The organism is Bacteroides gallinarum DSM 18171 = JCM 13658 (assembly GCF_000374365.1).
GTDB lineage: Bacteria > Bacteroidota > Bacteroidia > Bacteroidales > Bacteroidaceae > Bacteroides > Bacteroides gallinarum.
This window is the reverse complement of record NZ_KB894122.1, coordinates 77,400-92,769: the sequence shown is the minus strand read 5'-3', so window position 1 is coordinate 92,769 and position 15,370 is coordinate 77,400. Positions and strand designations below refer to the sequence as shown.

Here is a 15,370-nt window from a genome sequence, read left to right as displayed (position 1 = left end):
TGTAATAGATGTTACCTATTTGTTAATTTGCATGCAAAGGTAGGAATTTCCCGTTACATAATACAAGACTTATTGTAGAAAAAATATTTTTCTTTCCCGGATTTATTTGTAGCTTTGCTTTGTGAAACGCCTTTCATCTATATGGTTGTCGGTGGGAATGCTATGCCTGGCGGGTACGGCATTTTTTTCGTGTGTAGGCACTGCCCCTACGAGGGAAGTGTACCTGATAGATTCTTTGAACCAGGCGGCATATGCGTATCGTTATAAGAATCTGGACTCATCGGATTATGCCGCTTCGAGGGCTTACCGGGAAGTAGGGCTTTACAGGCAAGGGAAGGCGGAGGCTTGCAACAATTTGGGCTTCTGCGCTTTTATGCGTATGGACTTCGAGCAGGCGGAGAGGTATCATCAGGAGGTGTACGGTCTGACGAAGAACGAACTGGAACTGCTTATCGCCGATGTAGGCCTGATGAAGATTTACCAGCGGACGGCATTGAACAAAGAATTTTACGATTACCGTAACAGTGCCCTGCGCCGCATGAAGCGTATCGCCGAGGATAATAATCTCTTTACAGACAAGCACGAGCGGATGCGGCTGGCTTATGCCCGGTCGGAGTTCTATATCGTATCTGCCATATATTATTATTACTTGCAGCAGCGTCCGGAGGCTTTGGCTTCCATAAACGAAGTTCCGGAGAACGAGGAGCTGGCGGCGGACACCAACCAGTTATTGTATTATCACTATATAAAAGGTTCGGCTTCCCTGTGCGGGGGAGAAACGTCCGACGAACGCCGTTTAAAGGAATTCGACGAACTTTATACTACCTGGAGGCTCGCTTCGAGAAAGGGGTATCTGTATTTTGAAGGAAACGGCGTGCAGGGATTGGCTAACCTAATGGCTTCGCCGGATGCTTATGAATTCTTTCAGGGGCGGCGCTCGCATGCTTTGAAGCAGTTCGGCGAACCGGTGGACTCTTTGCTGCCCATGCGGTTGGGGCAATTGGCGTTGGAGAAGTTCCGGCAATACAATGATATTTACCAGATTGCGGGCGCCTATGTTTCTATCGGGAAATATCTGAATGCGCATGGTGAGTACGGGCAGGCTCTCGATACCCTGACACGCGCCCTGGAATGTGTAAACAATCATCACCGGCAGTTTTACGACTGCCATGACAGCCTGGATTGGTTGAAAGCTTATGACCGGCGCGATACGATTTGTGCGGAGAAGGCATGGATTCAGCAAAAACTTAAAACCGTCCCCGAATGGATTTCACGGATACGCGAACAGTTGAGCGTTACTTATGCCGGACTGGGGATGAAGGAGTATTCTGACTATAACAGGAACATATATCTGGATATTCTGGAAGATACCCGCCAGGATAAGGAATTGGAAAGCCGCTATCAGGCTTTGGAGAAGGAGGCGGGGCAGTTGAACCTGTTGCTTTTCTTTGTGGTGGCGGGGCTGGTTGCGGTATCGGTGTTCTTCTGGTTTTTCAATAAACGCTCGAAAGCACGCAATAAATTACACCTGTATCGTTTGCAGTCCATATTGGATATCTGCCAGGGGATAACTGCATCTATTCCTGCCGATGCACAGAGCGAGGAGGAGATAACGGAAGCTATTCTGACCGTGGTACGTCCTGCGCTAAAGAGCCTGTTCGGTACAGAAGATGTATATATAAAAGAACGGAGGCTCGTATTCGCACAGCGTATGGGGAAAGATGAGCAGGCTATGGCGCAGGTAATCGACCCGTATATCCAATGGGCGCTGGATAATGGAATGACCTCTGTTTCTCTTGGCGAGGAGCAACGCAGGCTGGAGAAGCAGCGGTATATTCACGAACAGCACATTGCCGGAAACAAACGGCAGAACCTGATAAAAAAAGCGTGTCTTTCCATTGTCAACGGCATTCATCCCTACATCGACCGTATTCTGAATGAGGTGCATAAGCTCGTGCATATGGGATATATCCATGACGAAGCTATCAAAGGAGAGAAGTATTTGTATATCGACGAGCTTGTTACCACGATTAATGAGTATAATGATATTCTGGCTTTATGGATTAAGATGAAGCAGGGTACGCTGAGCCTGAATATCGAAACTTTCGAGCTGAACGGGCTTTTCGAACTGTTGAGGAAGGGCAGCCGGGCTTTCGAGATGAAGCAATTGGATTTGGAAGTGGAGCCTACGGATGTTTGCGTGAAGGCGGATAAAGCGCTGACCCTTTTTATGATAAACACTCTGGCAGAGAATGCGCGGAAATATACCCCTAAAGGGGGAAAGGTGAAAGTCTATGCCCGTAAAGGGGATAATTATGTGGAAATATCCGTGGAGGATAACGGATGCGGCCTGTCTCCGGAGGATGTGGCTCATATCGTAGGAGAAAAGGTGTATGATTCGAAAGCTATCGGCATGAATGATGCACCCGACCGGGAGGAACTGCGGAAGAACAAAGGCAGCGGGTTCGGGCTGATGAATTGCAAGGGTATCATCGAGAAGTACAAGAAAACAAATGCGCTTTTCAATGTATGCCTGTTCGATGTGGAGAGTACTTTGGGACAGGGAAGCCGGTTTTACTTCAGGTTACCGGCAGGTGTACGCAAGGTACTGACGGGGGTGTTGCTCGTGTTGTCCCTGGGCATGGTTTCTTGTAGCGGGACTGCCGGCGGCGATATACCGGTGGAGGCGGTTCCCGATTCTTTGGCAATGGTTTGGCAGGAAGAATTCGAATTTCTGCTGGATAGGGCTTCCGATTATGCCAATGAAGCGTATTTTTGTAACGTGGACGGCGAATATGCAATGGCGTTGCAGTACATAGACTCTGCTATGATTTGCCTGAACGAACATTATAGGGAGTATGCCGAAGCACCGCACCGCTATATGACTTTAACGGGTGATGACACGCCTGCCGAGCTGGACTGGTGGAACGAATTGTTCAACTCTGATTTTCATGTGATATTGGATATCCGGAACGAAGCGGCCGTGGCATTTCTTGCCCTGAAACAGTGGGACGATTACAGCTACAACAACGGCGCTTATACTACTTTGTACAAATTGTTAGGAGAAGACCAATCGTTGGAGGAGTTCTGCCGCGAGCTGGAACGCTCTACCAATAACAAAATGGTGAGTATCCTGCTGGTTATCATCCTGCTGGTTACTTTATGCCTGGGATATTATATTTTGTATTTCCGCAGAAGGTTGGTGAACCGCTGGAACCTGGAACAGGTATTGGAAATCAACAAGCAGGTGTTTACCGCCTCCGTGATGCCTGTACCCGGTAACGAAACCGGAGAGATGCTGCAACGGGAGGAGGATGCGCTGAACGACATTCCGCAACAAATTACGGATAATGCATTCGATGCCGTCAATGAGTTGCTGAGCATAGAACGGCTGGGCATAGCAGTCTATAACGAAGCCGCCCGCAAACTGGAGTATGCCTCTAACCCGCTGGAAGAAAGGGAGGAAGACAGGTTCGTACGGGTCGGTTTTATGCAGCGTTGCTTTGAGCAGCAGAAGTATCTGGCGGAGAATGGAATGCAGGCGTTGCCTCTCGTTGTGAAAGCCGGAAATTCCAGCCGGTGTATAGGGGTGTTGTGCCTGGTGAGGAGTGAGGCGCAGCAGGAATCCCACCGTTTATTGCTGGAATTGATAGCCCGGTATGTAGCGATTGTGATATTTAATGCGGTGGTAAAGTTGGCAACGAAATACCGGGATATCGAAACAGCCCAGGACGAAGCGCGGCGGGCATCGTGGGAGGATAGTTTGCTGCATGTCCAGAATATGGTGCTCGATAATTGTTTGTCTACTATCAAGCACGAAACGATTTATTATCCCAACCGGATAAAGCAGCTTATCGGCAGGCTCCGTTCCGGCGAGCTGACAGCTATGGAAGAGCAGGAAACGGTGGCGGCTATCAGCGAACTGATAGAATATTACAAAGGAATATTCTCCATTTTGAGCCAGTGTGCATCCCGCCAGTTGGAGGAGGTAACTTTCAAGCGTACGGTGATTACGGTGTCCGAGTTGTCGGAAGCTGCGGAGAGGTATTTCCGCAAAGCGTGCAGGGGAAGGAACGTATCCGTCGTATTCCGCACGGAAGAAGCGGGCGTATCGGTCGTAGGGGATGTAAATCAATTGCGTTTCCTGTTGGAAAATTTGATAGATGAAGCTCTGTCCGTACCTGTTTCGGGAGAAATTTACCTGACCTGTGCAGTAGAGGGTGATTTTGTGCGTTTTCTTTTTACGGATACACGGCGGGAAAAAACATGCGAGGAACTGAACCAGTTATTTTATCCGAACCTGGCACGCATGACGGCCGGTGAGAAAGGGGAGTTACGCGGCACGGAATACCTGATATGCAAACAGATTATCCGCGACCATGACGAATTTGCCGGAAGAAGGGGATGCCGTATCAATGCGGAGCCAGCGGAGAAAGGAGGATTTGCCGTATATTTCACATTACCCCGTTATATAAGGAAAAGTTAGGGGAAACGATTTCCTCTCTTTTCATTCGTTTTGAAGAAATAACAACAGCATAAAAAGAGGACATACTTAAAATATGGAAACGAAGAAATTTAAAGTCATCATTGTAGAAGACGTAAAGCTGGAACTGAAAGGAACGGAAGAAATTTTCCGCCATGAGATACCGGATGCGGAAGTTATCGGTACTGCCATGACCGAACAGGAGTTCTGGACATTAATGGAAGCGGGCGTTCCCGACCTCGTTTTACTGGACTTGGGGTTGGGCGGGTCTACTACTATCGGTGTGGATATTTGCCGCAATATATTCAAACGTTATCCGGGAGTACATGTACTGATTTTTACCGGAGAGATATTGAATGAGAAGCTATGGGTGGATGTACTCGACGCAGGAGCTGACGGCATTATTTTGAAAACTGGAGAACTGCTGACAAAGACGGATGTACAGGCCGTTATGGACGGGAAAAAACTTGTTTTCAACTATCCGATACTGGAAAAGATTGTAGAACGGTTTAAAGCCTCCGTTCAAAATGATGCGAAACGGCAAGAAGCTGTTATCAGCTACGATATAGACGAATACGATGAACGTTTCCTTCGCCACCTCGCCCTGGGCTACACAAAAGAGATGATTGCCAACCTGAAAGGAATGCCGTTCGGAGTGAAGTCTCTGGAGAAGCGGCAGAATGATTTGGTGGGACGCCTTTTCCCTGCTTCCGAGCGAATGGGAGTGAATGCCACGCGCCTCGTGGTACGTGCGCTCGAGCTGCGTATTCTCGACATCGACAACTTAGAGGCAGACGATGAATAATGCCGTACAGTAGGTAGCTATGAGGAATAAATGGCGCATGCCCCATCCCGCAACGATGTTCTTCCTGCTGACGCTGGGAGTTATCTTTCTGTCGTGGATATTCGATGTCTACGGTATGAGCGTGTACCTGCCCCAGACAGGAGAGGAGATACGTGTACAGAGCCTGTTGAGCCCGGAGGGAATTCGCTGGTTGCTGCGCCATGTGGTGACGAACTTTACTGGATTTGCCCCGCTGGGATTGGTTATCGTAGCGATGTTCGGAATCGGGGTTGCCCAACATTCCGGGTTTATAGATGCGTGTATCCGTAAAGGCGTACGGAACCGGAAACGTAATCCGTGGCGTATCGTGCTCGGTGTCGTTGTTGTGGGATTGCTGTCCAATGTAGTGGGAGATGCCGGGTATATCATATTGCTGCCCATTGCCGCCACATTGTTCCATTCGGTAGGCCTGCATCCGGTAGGCGGAATTATAGCAGCCTATGTATCGGTATCGTGCGGTTATAGTGCCAATGTGCTATTGAGTACGCTCGACCCTATGCTTGCCGCTACAACGCAGGAGGCTGCCGACCTGACAAACGTACCGTCCGGCCGGGTCGGTCCGTTATGCAACTACTATTTTTTCTGCATATCCACTTTTTTATTGATATTCATCATCTATTATATAACCCGCAAAAAGCTGTTGCCGGGCTTGGGCAAATATGACGAAAAGGATGTTTTCAGTGGCTACAAGCAGTTATCCCGTAAAGAGCAGAGGGCTTTGGCAGGAGCTGTAATCGTAGGGGGACTTTATGCAGTACTTGTTTTATGGGCTACTTTTTCTTCCTGGGGAATTTTGAGGGGTGTCGACGGAGGATTGGCACGCTCGCCTTTTATCATAGGTATCCTGTTCCTGCTATCTCTGGGCATCGGCTTAATGGGAATGGTGTATGGATTTGCATCCGGACGTTATCGTACGGACAGCGATGTGATAGAGGGGTTGGCTCAGCCGATGAAATTGTTGGGCGTTTATTTTGTAATAGCCTTTTTCGCTTCGCAGATGTTTGCCTGCTTCGAATATTCCCAGTTAGACAAATGTATCGCGATAATGGGGGCGAACATGCTTTCTTCTGCCCGCCTGGATAGTTTGTGGATATTGATATTGTTCATCTTATTCACCGCATTCGTAAATCTTATCATGGTTTCTTCCACATCCAAATGGGCGTTTATGTCTTTCATTTTTATTCCGGTACTGGCTGGTATGGGAATTTCTCCGGATATGACGCAATGCGCTTATCGCATCGGCGACAGCGCAACGAATGCAATAACTCCTTTCATGTTTTACATGCCGCTTGTCCTGACCTATATGCAGCAATACGACAGGCAGGCCACTTACGGTTCGCTGCTTAAACACACATGGATGTATTCATCGGTCATTCTTATAGCCTGGACAGCATTGTTCGTACTATGGTATATCTGTAAATTACCTTTAGGGTTATGACGCAGCCGGATAATATTGTAATTACCTTTTTATAAGCAGAATTGTATTGCTATTGTAATTTCCTAATGTCGGTCGAACGGTATAGTTTAGAAAAACACATACAATCGCTAATCATTCCCGATACAAGCCTTGAGACCTGATTTACAAGCGTATTATAGTTCTAAATTCGAGTTGTTCATCTAAAACATGTCTTATTATAATATATTTCAATGGTAAATATTATTTGCAAATAATAGCTAAGAAGTCATGGCGATATATTATTTTTGCAAAAAAAGGTATTCAATAATAATACTATAATAACCATTGAAGCAAAGATGAAAACAGAATTAATAGAAAATTTAGATTTTACGGAAGAAGACTACAATGAAAGAATGGCAGGCGAGGATATTGCTTCTTTCAACGAATTCATAGATGCTGTCATAGCATTCGTAGAGCAAAACGGCGGTACTTTGGAAGATGCCATTATTATGGCTAACGACGCTTATTATCAATTATAACTATTTTTGAAGAGATATTGCACATAATCTAAAGTAGTGGAACACAGTTATACAAGTATTTATTTTTTATATAGAAGACTGCCGTTTTAATACAAGCAATAAATATTTTGAATATAAAATTTGTAGTTCTCATAAAAAAACGTACCTTTGCACCGCAATTAAGGCTGGTTCCGTAGCTCAGCTGGATAGAGCAACGCCCTTCTAAGGCGTGGGTCTTGCGTTCGAATCGCAACGGAATCACAAGAAAGAACCGCAAATGGCTAACTAACAAGCTTTTGCGGTTTTCTTGTTTTTATAGGTATCTTCTTTTGCCAGCACAATTCCGGATTGCCAATCATAGAATAGTAAGTCGAAAGCAATGTAAAAAGGTTGTGCAGCAGACTGAAGGTACAGTCATAATCTACCTGTCGGATTCTCCGTTTACGTAAAATAACATTTGTTACGACTATCGTAAAAAGCTCAAAAAAGGTAAAAAGGTTTTGCTTCTACGTCGCAGGCTGCTAACTTTGAGATATCAATTTTAAAACTTAAAAAGCATATGAAAAAATTAATCTTATCTCTTGCACTTTGTTGTGCAGCTACAAATTTCTTTGCGCAGAATGCTGACCCTGCACAGTTAGTGAACGAAGGTAAAGCCGCACTCGAGGCTAAGAATTATCAGGAAGCATTTACAAAATTCAGTACTTATCTGACACAGACCAACAATCAAGACTCAGTAATAGCCTATAACTGCGGTGTTTGTGCCGATAAAATCAAGAAACCGGCCGATGCATTGAAATACTTCGATATCGCCGTACAGAAAAAGTATAATTTGGCTAATGCTTATATAGGTAAAGCCGGCGCATTGAAAGACTTGAAGAAAAATGATGAATATGTCGCTACCCTGAAAGAAGGTCTGGAAGCAGTTCCCGGAAATAAGACATTGACTAAGCTGTATGCCACCTACTATGTAAATCAAGGTATTTTGGCACAAAGAGCCAAGAAAAACAGCGCTGCAGAAGAAGCTTTCAAACAAGCAATTACTATCCAGCCAAACAATGTAAATGCACTTAATAGCTTAGGTTCATTGTATTACAGCCAAGGTGCAGCCCTGCTGAAAACAGATGCAAACAAGGCAAAAGAAGAATTCAAACAAGCCAAGGAATATCTGGACAAGCTGATTCCGTTATTGTCTGCTGACAAACCGGCTCAGAAGAAAATGAAAGACAACGCAAATACAATGTTGAACTTCATCAACTCTCAATTACAATAAGTAAAAGAAGATACAAAAAAAGAGAGGCGGATACCGATTCGATACCCGCCTCTCTTTTTTGTTACCGGCCTGTATTATTTAGTCCTTCTCAAAACAACCGCTGTACGTGCCGGGATATAAAGTTTCAGCCATTCCTTCTTTTCCTTCTTGTACAGAGGGTCTGTAAGCGTGAAATGCTTTATCGTATCGTCCGTAAGTCCATGACCGCCATAATCCGGATTATCCGTATTCAATATAACCTCGTAACTGCCGGCAGGAACCAGGAAACCATAATCGGTGAAGGATTGCTTCGGATTGAAATTGAAAACAAATATCAAATCCTTACGCATATATGCCAATACCTGGTCTCCGTCGTTATGCCATATCTCCTGAACCGGTGTAGCCTGGAAATTCTTCACGCTCTTGATAACATTCAGCATGGCACAATCGAAATCGCCCAAATAATGATACGCTAAATTCTTGTTATCCACCAAGTCCCATTGGCGACGGGCATATTTGCACGACCAGCCATTGCCTTCGCGGGGGAAGTCTATCCATTCCGGATGCCCGAACTCATTACCCATGAAATTCAGGTAACCGCCATTGATAGTAGTCGCCGTAAGCAAACGTATCATCTTGTGCAAAGCGATGCCGCGGTGCACGACATAATTTTCGTCTCCTTTCTGCATATGCCAGTACATATCGGCATCTATCAAACGGAAGATAACGGTCTTGTCGCCCACCAACGCCTGGTCATGGCTTTCAGCATAAGATATCGTCTTTTCATCCTGACGGCGATTGGTTACTTCCCAGAACATGCTGGACGGCTTCCAGTCCTCATCTATTTTTTCCTTGATAGTCTTAATCCAGTAATCGGGAATATTCATCGCCATGCGGTAATCGAAGCCATAACCTCCGTCCTCGAACTTCGCAGCCAATCCGGGCATTCCCGATACCTCCTCGGCAATGGTAATAGCCTTGGGGTTGACCTGGTGAATCAGGCGGTTGGCAAGCGTCAGGTAACAAATGGCATTATCATCCTGGTGGCCGTTGAAATAATCGCTGTAATTGCAGAATGCCTCGCCTAAACCGTGGCTGTAATACAACATGGAAGTTACACCGTCGAAGCGGAAACCGTCGAAACGATACTCTTCCAGCCAATACTTGCAGTTAGACAGCAAGAAATGAATTACCTCGTTCTTCCCGTAATCGAAACAGAGCGAATCCCATGCCGGATGTTCGCGGCGGGCGCCCGGATAGAAATATTGATTCGGGTCGCCGGCAAAGTTACCCAAACCCTCGACCTCGTTCTTCACAGCATGAGAATGGACGATATCCATGATAACGGCAATGCCCATGCTATGTGCCGTATCGATTAATTCTTTCAGCTCGTCCGGAGTGCCGAAACGGGAAGAAGCTGCAAAAAAACTGGAAACATGATACCCGAAACTCCCGTAATAAGGATGCTCCTGAATCGCCATAATCTGGATACAGTTATATCCGTCCTCGGCAATGCGCGGAAGAATCTTTTCCTGGAACTCCCTGTAACTGCCTACCTTCTCCTCCTGCTGTGCCATACCGATGTGGCATTCATAAATCAACAACGGGTCGGTAGAAGCCTTGAAAGCCTTCTTCTTCATCTTGTACGGTTTCTCCGGCCACCATACCTGCGCACTGAATATCTTGGTTTGCTCATCCTGGACAACCCGGTTCGCCCACGCCGGAATACGTTCGCCGCAACCGCCGTCCCAATATACCATTAACTTATACAAGTCGCCGTGCTTCATGGCATCGGCAGGAAGCTTTATTTCCCAATTCCCGTTCGCCTTACGTTTCAGGCTGTATTTTTTCTCCTCTTTCCAGTCGTTGAACGTTCCCACCAGGAAAATCCGGGTGGCGTTGGGAGCCCATTCACGGAACACCCAACCGTCGTCGGTACGATGCAAGCCGAAGTAAAGATAACCGGATGCAAAATCCGACAATGTCTGCTTGCCTTTATTAGTCAATTCCGCTTCTTTCTCAACGGCATGTTTATGGCGTCCCGTTAAGGCATCGGCATACGGCTCCAGCCAGGGGTCGTTCTTAATCAAATTCAATGTTTCCATAAAGAATTAGTTTGGGGTGTTCGTATTACGCTTTAACTTTCACGATAACTTTCTTCACGCCGTCCGGAGTAATGCCGGGAGCATGTCCGTCTTGCGGAAAGAAAATGGCGAACATACCCGGTTTCACCTCGACATAGCTCTCTGCCAGTCCGGCAAAGAAAGTAATATCTTTCTCCGCATTATACGGCGCGTCTGCGGGCAAACAATCTTTAGCGGCAGTGTAACCCATTAATTCAGTACCGGATAGCGGAATCTGGATATCGATAAAATCCCTGTGGGTTTCCAGCTTGGCATCTTCCTTCGTTTTCGGTTTGGTTTGCGTTACGTTTACAAGCAAATCCTTACCGTTAAGTTCCGTCTTTCCCAGTTCCAAGGCGTTCAGGTCATGCGATTTCAAAAACTCAATGGCTTGCGCAAATAAAGGATTCAGCGAAACATACTTTTCTATGTTTTCAAGTCTGTCTACTACCATAATTTAAATGTTTTAAGTTAGTTATAATAGGTAATTATTCAAAGTCGTCTATCGTGTAATTCACAAAGTCCGAGAAACGTTTCATCTGCTTGAAAATCTCGTCGGTACGCTCCAAAAAGTCGGGGGCGAGGAAAAAACTGTCCGGCTGGCAGCAGGTAACGGTATATTCCTTACATTGTAAATACTTCAGATATGGATAATCCTTAGGAAAACCCTTAGGAGCCGTCTTTAGGAAATTCTCTCCGATAACAGGGAAATATTGCTTGAAAGCAGGGTCTTCCACTATCCCCCGGAATTCATCCATATTATCATACACCGCTTGCCGCAAAGCCCTTAGCAGGGGAGAAGGAGGGCAATAACTGCCGCCTGCCAAAAGACAGTTCCCCGGCTGCAAATGAATATAATAACCGCAATGGTCGGATTTCTTCCCCCTGGCATTGATATAGCCACCGAAATGATTCTTATAAGGCGTCTTATCTTCCGTAAAACGCGTATCACGATAAATACGGTACGTACAATCCTTGGCTTCGATGCCACGAATACTTTCGTCAAACAAAGAGATGCGGGAGATAATCACTGTCAGAAGATTCTCGAACTCATTCCGGGCATTCTCATACCGGTCTCGGTGAGCGTTGAACCATTCACGGTTGTTATTGGCGGACAGCTCTTTCAGAAATTGAAATATAACAGGAATGTTCATATCATATATATCCTTATTCCTGCCAAATTTACGGATAATATTTCTAACATGCTACAAACAAGCGTAAAAAAAAGCATCGGCTCTGGTAAACCGATGCTCCTTACACATTTATCAATCAAACAGACGCTTCTGTTTTTTGATGCACCTACTTATCCCAAGCAAGTACGTCTCTTTTAATTAATCTTATATCTAATACTATGAAAAACACACCTATGTAACACCGCATTTTCATATTTTGTTCATAATGATAAGGGATACTTTAGCAAATATTATATCTTTGCAAGAAAAACAAATAAAGTATGGAAGAATACAAATACGACGAAGAAAGCGTCAAAACACTGATAGAGTGGGCTAAAACCACCTCTTTCCCCGAACAAGTCAGGCTGAGCGAAGCAGAAAATATATTCGATGTACCCAGGTACGTACGCGCCAGCCTGAGCGACATAGCCGCACATTACCCGGACAAATTCTATAACCCGGCAATCACACGCCTGTACCGGTTGAAAGAAAAATTGGAAGGTAAAGATAATGCAGAGTGATTCCCTCACCCTGCATTATCCACAGATTATAACCTTATTTTCAAAATCTTACCGCTATATCCCTCCACAGACACCTCCGTCGCCTTATAAGGCAACAAGCATACCGTTTCCTCCTCTCCACTCAATAAATCCACCGCCTGGTATCGGTCTATTTGCGGTATCTGCAAGACATCGAAAGCATGGGAAGGAATATTGATAGCGAGATTTGCCGACATAGGGTCGAAGTTTACGACAAACAGCAGCAAATCCCTTTCGAACTTACGCAAGAACGTATATTGTCGATGCTCGTTAAAGCGCCAGCCGTCGATATTGGCATACATCAAATCGAAAAAATCCCCCTGAGAAACCGCTTTCTCCTCATTGCACAAAGTCAGTATGCGCTGGTAGATAGCATACAGATGCTTCTGGTTCTCCGTCAACATCTTACCGTCGAACTTCCCGCCGTTCCGCCAACGGCGGACAGCATCCACACTCCAGTAATCGAAGATAGTCGTCCGTCCGTCCCTGCCGCTGAATCCCTCGCAGTCCATGCCCGGCTCGCCGAATTCCTGCCCGAAATAAATCATCATAGGATTTACATTCATACAAGCCGATACGATAAGGGCAGGAATCGCCTTACGCGGATTGCCGGCAAAAAAGTCGGAAGCGATACGTTGCTCATCATGATTCTCCAGGAAATTCAACATACGCTTTTCTATTCCGCCTAAATTCTGCCAGGCACGTGTAATGGCGGTTGCAGACTCGTTACCGCAAACAATTGCGCGGAGCGTGTCATACAATCCCACCTTATCATAAAGATAATCGAACTTCCCGCGGAACAGATAATTACGGTATTCCCCCGGATTGTACACCTCGGCAATAAACAGCAAGGCAGGATACTTTGCCTTCACCTGCGGAATAACCCATTCCCAGAACTCCACAGGAACCATTTCCGCCATATCGCAACGGAAACCGTCTATATGCTTCCCCGCCCAAAACATCAGGATATCCAACATCTTGTTCCAAGTATCGGGCACAGGATGAAAATGGCAAGTCCCCCCGTTCTGATAATCCACACCGTAATTCAGTTTCACCGTTTCGTACCAGTCATTGATACCCGGATACGCATCGAAGCGGTTGTTGCCCGTAGCTTTGGCAGGAAACTCCCTGTAAGGCTCGGCCGCAGCACCTTTCATATCGAATTGCCCGTGCAACTCCGACTGCGGAATATAATAAAAGTTGTTGTAAGGGCTGAACGCATAATTCGCGTCATCATTCGTACCCAACTGCGAAGTACCGTCCGGCTGCATGTCCGAATGATACTGGCGGGCTACATGGTTAGGCACGAAATCCATGATAACCTTCATCCCGCTGCGGTGCGTACGCTGCACCAGGTTCTCGAACTCCCTCATACGCTCCGGAACATCCTTTGCCAAATCCGGGTCAACATCATAATAATCCTTTATGGCATACGGAGAACCCGCCTTACCCTTTACGATAGCCGGGTGGTCGGGACGGATATTGTAACGGCGGTAATCCGTTTGCGTTGCATGCTCGATGATACCGGTGTACCAGATATGGGTAACACCCAGTTTCTTGATTTCACCCAATGCCTTGGCGGTAAAGTCCGCCATTTTGCCACATCCGTTTTCGGCAATGCCGCCGTTGTGGATACAATGGTTATTGTTGTTTCCGAACAATCGGGTAAACACTTGATAAATAATCAGTTTATTTTCGTCGCTCATTTCTTTCTATTTAAAGAATGGTTATTTTTATTCCTTCCAGATAATACCCTTTTCTATTTGCAGGCGTTCCAGTATATCGTTCGTCGTATTATACCCCTGCATAAATATCTCCTCCGCCTTTTCCAGCTCGGTATTGCTGTAACCGTCCAGGTTATAAGGCTCTATCAATAAATCCGCCTTTTCCCGTTCCGGGAATGAGTTGGAGCGGAACATGAAGTTGTACGACCGTAAAGCGATACTTACGATATTCATCTTATACTTGGTAGCCATTAAAGGACTCACATTGATAGCCACCACCTTCTCGCATACCCGGCGGATAGTGCTTACAGGCAAGTTCATCAGCAACCCGCCGTCCACATAATAAGTATCCTCTATCTTGACCGGGGCAAACAATACCGGCATACAACACGAAGCAGCCACACGCTCCGCGATATTCCCCTTATGGAAATGTACAAGACGTCCGTGGTCTAAATCAGTAGCAGTGATAATCAGAGGCAATTGCAACTCCTCCAATCTCTTGGCTTTCAAATTACTCTTCAGGAAATCCTTGAACTCGCTAAGCTCGAACAAACCCACCTTGGGAATAACCAGCTTCGTCAAGTCTTGAAATTTATGGCCGGCAAAATAATCCAGCACTTTGTGAGGCTCGTTACCGTCCGCATAAAATACACCCGCCAATGCGCCGGCGCTGACACCCGAAATTATACCGGGCTTGATATCATGTTCCAACAAGGCCTGCATAGCCCCCAAGTGAGCGAAACCCTTGATAAAGCCGCCGCTCAGGGCATAACCTACGGGATATTTATTTGCAAACCAGTTGTTCGTTACTGCCTCCATGTTAAAATCTGCTATTCTTGTACGGTACGAAATTAGTTATTTTATCGAAGCAAGAAAGGGAAATAGCAGAAAAATGTTCATTTTTTATAATATCCACGGAAATTTGAAACATGCCTCGTCGAATAAAGCATAATCGGCCGTACCGTTTACGGCGAAAGTCCTGATGCAACGCGCCTCTTTCAGCAGTTCACACGCCAGCTTTATGGTAGACCCCGTTTTTATACGGTCGTCCACCAACAAGATACTCTTTCCTTTAAAATCGAAATCCACCGGAGCCAGCAGCCGGGGAGCATCATACTTAGGATGCTGGTATTCATCCCTCAAATTGATACGCAGTAAATGCACCTCTTTCTGCAAACGCTGGTTGATGATACCCGCCGGAACGATTCCGCCGTTGGCAATAGCTACAATCATATCGAAATCATCGTGGAACTCAATCGTGCGGAAACGCTCCAGCACCTCTTCCATTGTCTTTGCCATAAGAGTAATAATAAATATTT

At 45.9% G+C, this 15,370-nt stretch carries 12 protein-coding genes and 1 tRNA gene; 7 read left to right on the top strand and 6 right to left on the bottom strand.

Annotation, left to right across the window (positions count from 1 at the left end):
- Positions 1–157: 157 nt before the first annotated feature.
- From C233_RS0106310 to C233_RS0106285, 6 genes are all read left to right on the top strand, one after another.
- The gene (locus tag C233_RS0106310; protein WP_018666744.1) at positions 158–4,486 is read left to right on the top strand and encodes a DUF5113 domain-containing protein; all 4,329 of its coding nucleotides are present in this window, start codon (positions 158–160) and stop codon (positions 4,484–4,486) included.
- Positions 4,487–4,559: 73 nt separating this feature from the next.
- Positions 4,560–5,288 carry a DUF5932 domain-containing protein gene (locus C233_RS0106305; RefSeq protein WP_018666743.1) on the top strand — a complete coding sequence of 243 codons (729 nt, stop codon included), beginning with the start codon at positions 4,560–4,562 and terminating at the stop codon, positions 5,286–5,288.
- Between the two features lie 19 nt (positions 5,289–5,307).
- On the top strand, positions 5,308–6,765 hold the full coding sequence (locus C233_RS0106300) for an AbgT family transporter (protein WP_128081905.1): 1,458 nt from the start codon (positions 5,308–5,310) through the stop codon (positions 6,763–6,765).
- 314 nt (positions 6,766–7,079) lie between these two features.
- Positions 7,080–7,262: a hypothetical protein gene (locus tag C233_RS0106295; protein WP_025068739.1), complete on the top strand. Its 183-nt coding sequence runs from the start codon at positions 7,080–7,082 to the stop codon at positions 7,260–7,262.
- Positions 7,263–7,428: 166 nt separating this feature from the next.
- A tRNA-Arg gene (locus C233_RS0106290) sits at positions 7,429–7,502 on the top strand.
- Positions 7,503–7,800: 298 nt separating this feature from the next.
- Entirely contained in the window at positions 7,801–8,514 is a 714-nt protein-coding gene (locus C233_RS0106285; protein ID WP_025068738.1) for a tetratricopeptide repeat protein, read from the top strand.
- Positions 8,515–8,588: 74 nt separating this feature from the next.
- Here the strand turns inward: C233_RS0106285 and C233_RS0106280 are convergent, their stop codons facing one another.
- From C233_RS0106280 to C233_RS0106270, 3 genes are read right to left on the bottom strand one after another with little or no spacing between them, the layout of a single operon-like run.
- Positions 8,589–10,598, bottom strand: a complete 2,010-nt coding sequence (locus tag C233_RS0106280) for an alpha amylase C-terminal domain-containing protein (protein ID WP_018666739.1) — start codon at positions 10,596–10,598, stop codon at positions 8,589–8,591.
- Positions 10,599–10,623: 25 nt separating this feature from the next.
- Positions 10,624–11,070 carry a NanQ anomerase/TabA/YiaL family protein gene (locus tag C233_RS0106275; protein ID WP_018666738.1) on the bottom strand — a complete coding sequence of 149 codons (447 nt, stop codon included), beginning with the start codon at positions 11,068–11,070 and terminating at the stop codon, positions 10,624–10,626.
- A gap of 34 nt (positions 11,071–11,104) precedes the next feature.
- Entirely contained in the window at positions 11,105–11,770 is a 666-nt protein-coding gene (locus tag C233_RS0106270; RefSeq protein WP_018666737.1) for a DUF2461 domain-containing protein, read from the bottom strand.
- A gap of 299 nt (positions 11,771–12,069) precedes the next feature.
- Between C233_RS0106270 and C233_RS0106265 the strand changes: the two genes are divergently transcribed.
- Complete coding sequence (locus tag C233_RS0106265) at positions 12,070–12,309, top strand: DUF6965 family protein (RefSeq protein ID WP_018666736.1); 240 nt, start codon at positions 12,070–12,072, stop codon at positions 12,307–12,309.
- A gap of 26 nt (positions 12,310–12,335) precedes the next feature.
- Here C233_RS0106265 and C233_RS0106260 read toward each other — a convergent pair whose 3' ends face one another.
- From C233_RS0106260 to C233_RS0106250, 3 genes are all read right to left on the bottom strand, one after another.
- A complete protein-coding gene (locus tag C233_RS0106260) occupies positions 12,336–14,033 on the bottom strand; it encodes an alpha-amylase family protein (RefSeq protein ID WP_018666735.1) in 1,698 nt (565 codons plus the stop codon).
- A 27-nt stretch (positions 14,034–14,060) separates the two neighbouring features.
- Entirely contained in the window at positions 14,061–14,870 is an 810-nt protein-coding gene (locus C233_RS0106255) for a patatin-like phospholipase family protein (RefSeq protein WP_018666734.1), read from the bottom strand.
- An 84-nt stretch (positions 14,871–14,954) separates the two neighbouring features.
- Complete coding sequence (locus tag C233_RS0106250; RefSeq protein ID WP_025068737.1) at positions 14,955–15,350, bottom strand: phosphoribosyltransferase; 396 nt, start codon at positions 15,348–15,350, stop codon at positions 14,955–14,957.
- Between the last annotated feature and the right edge of the window lie 20 nt (positions 15,351–15,370).

What these genes read in the sequence shown, in the direction of transcription:
- C233_RS0106310 (WP_018666744.1), top strand. Translation starts at nt 158, where the DNA reads ATGCTATGCCTGGCGGGTACGGCATTTTTTTCGTGTGTAGGCACTGCC.
- C233_RS0106305 (WP_018666743.1), top strand. Translation starts at nt 4,560, where the DNA reads ATGGAAACGAAGAAATTTAAAGTCATCATTGTAGAAGACGTAAAGCTG.
- C233_RS0106300 (WP_128081905.1), top strand. Translation starts at nt 5,308, where the DNA reads ATGAGGAATAAATGGCGCATGCCCCATCCCGCAACGATGTTCTTCCTG.
- C233_RS0106295 (WP_025068739.1), top strand. Translation starts at nt 7,080, where the DNA reads ATGAAAACAGAATTAATAGAAAATTTAGATTTTACGGAAGAAGACTAC.
- C233_RS0106285 (WP_025068738.1), top strand. Translation starts at nt 7,801, where the DNA reads ATGAAAAAATTAATCTTATCTCTTGCACTTTGTTGTGCAGCTACAAAT.
- C233_RS0106280 (WP_018666739.1), bottom strand. Translation starts at nt 10,598, where the DNA reads ATGGAAACATTGAATTTGATTAAGAACGACCCCTGGCTGGAGCCGTAT.
- C233_RS0106275 (WP_018666738.1), bottom strand. Translation starts at nt 11,070, where the DNA reads ATGGTAGTAGACAGACTTGAAAACATAGAAAAGTATGTTTCGCTGAAT.
- C233_RS0106270 (WP_018666737.1), bottom strand. Translation starts at nt 11,770, where the DNA reads ATGAACATTCCTGTTATATTTCAATTTCTGAAAGAGCTGTCCGCCAAT.
- C233_RS0106265 (WP_018666736.1), top strand. Translation starts at nt 12,070, where the DNA reads ATGGAAGAATACAAATACGACGAAGAAAGCGTCAAAACACTGATAGAG.
- C233_RS0106260 (WP_018666735.1), bottom strand. Translation starts at nt 14,033, where the DNA reads ATGAGCGACGAAAATAAACTGATTATTTATCAAGTGTTTACCCGATTG.
- C233_RS0106255 (WP_018666734.1), bottom strand. Translation starts at nt 14,870, where the DNA reads ATGGAGGCAGTAACGAACAACTGGTTTGCAAATAAATATCCCGTAGGT.
- C233_RS0106250 (WP_025068737.1), bottom strand. Translation starts at nt 15,350, where the DNA reads ATGGCAAAGACAATGGAAGAGGTGCTGGAGCGTTTCCGCACGATTGAG.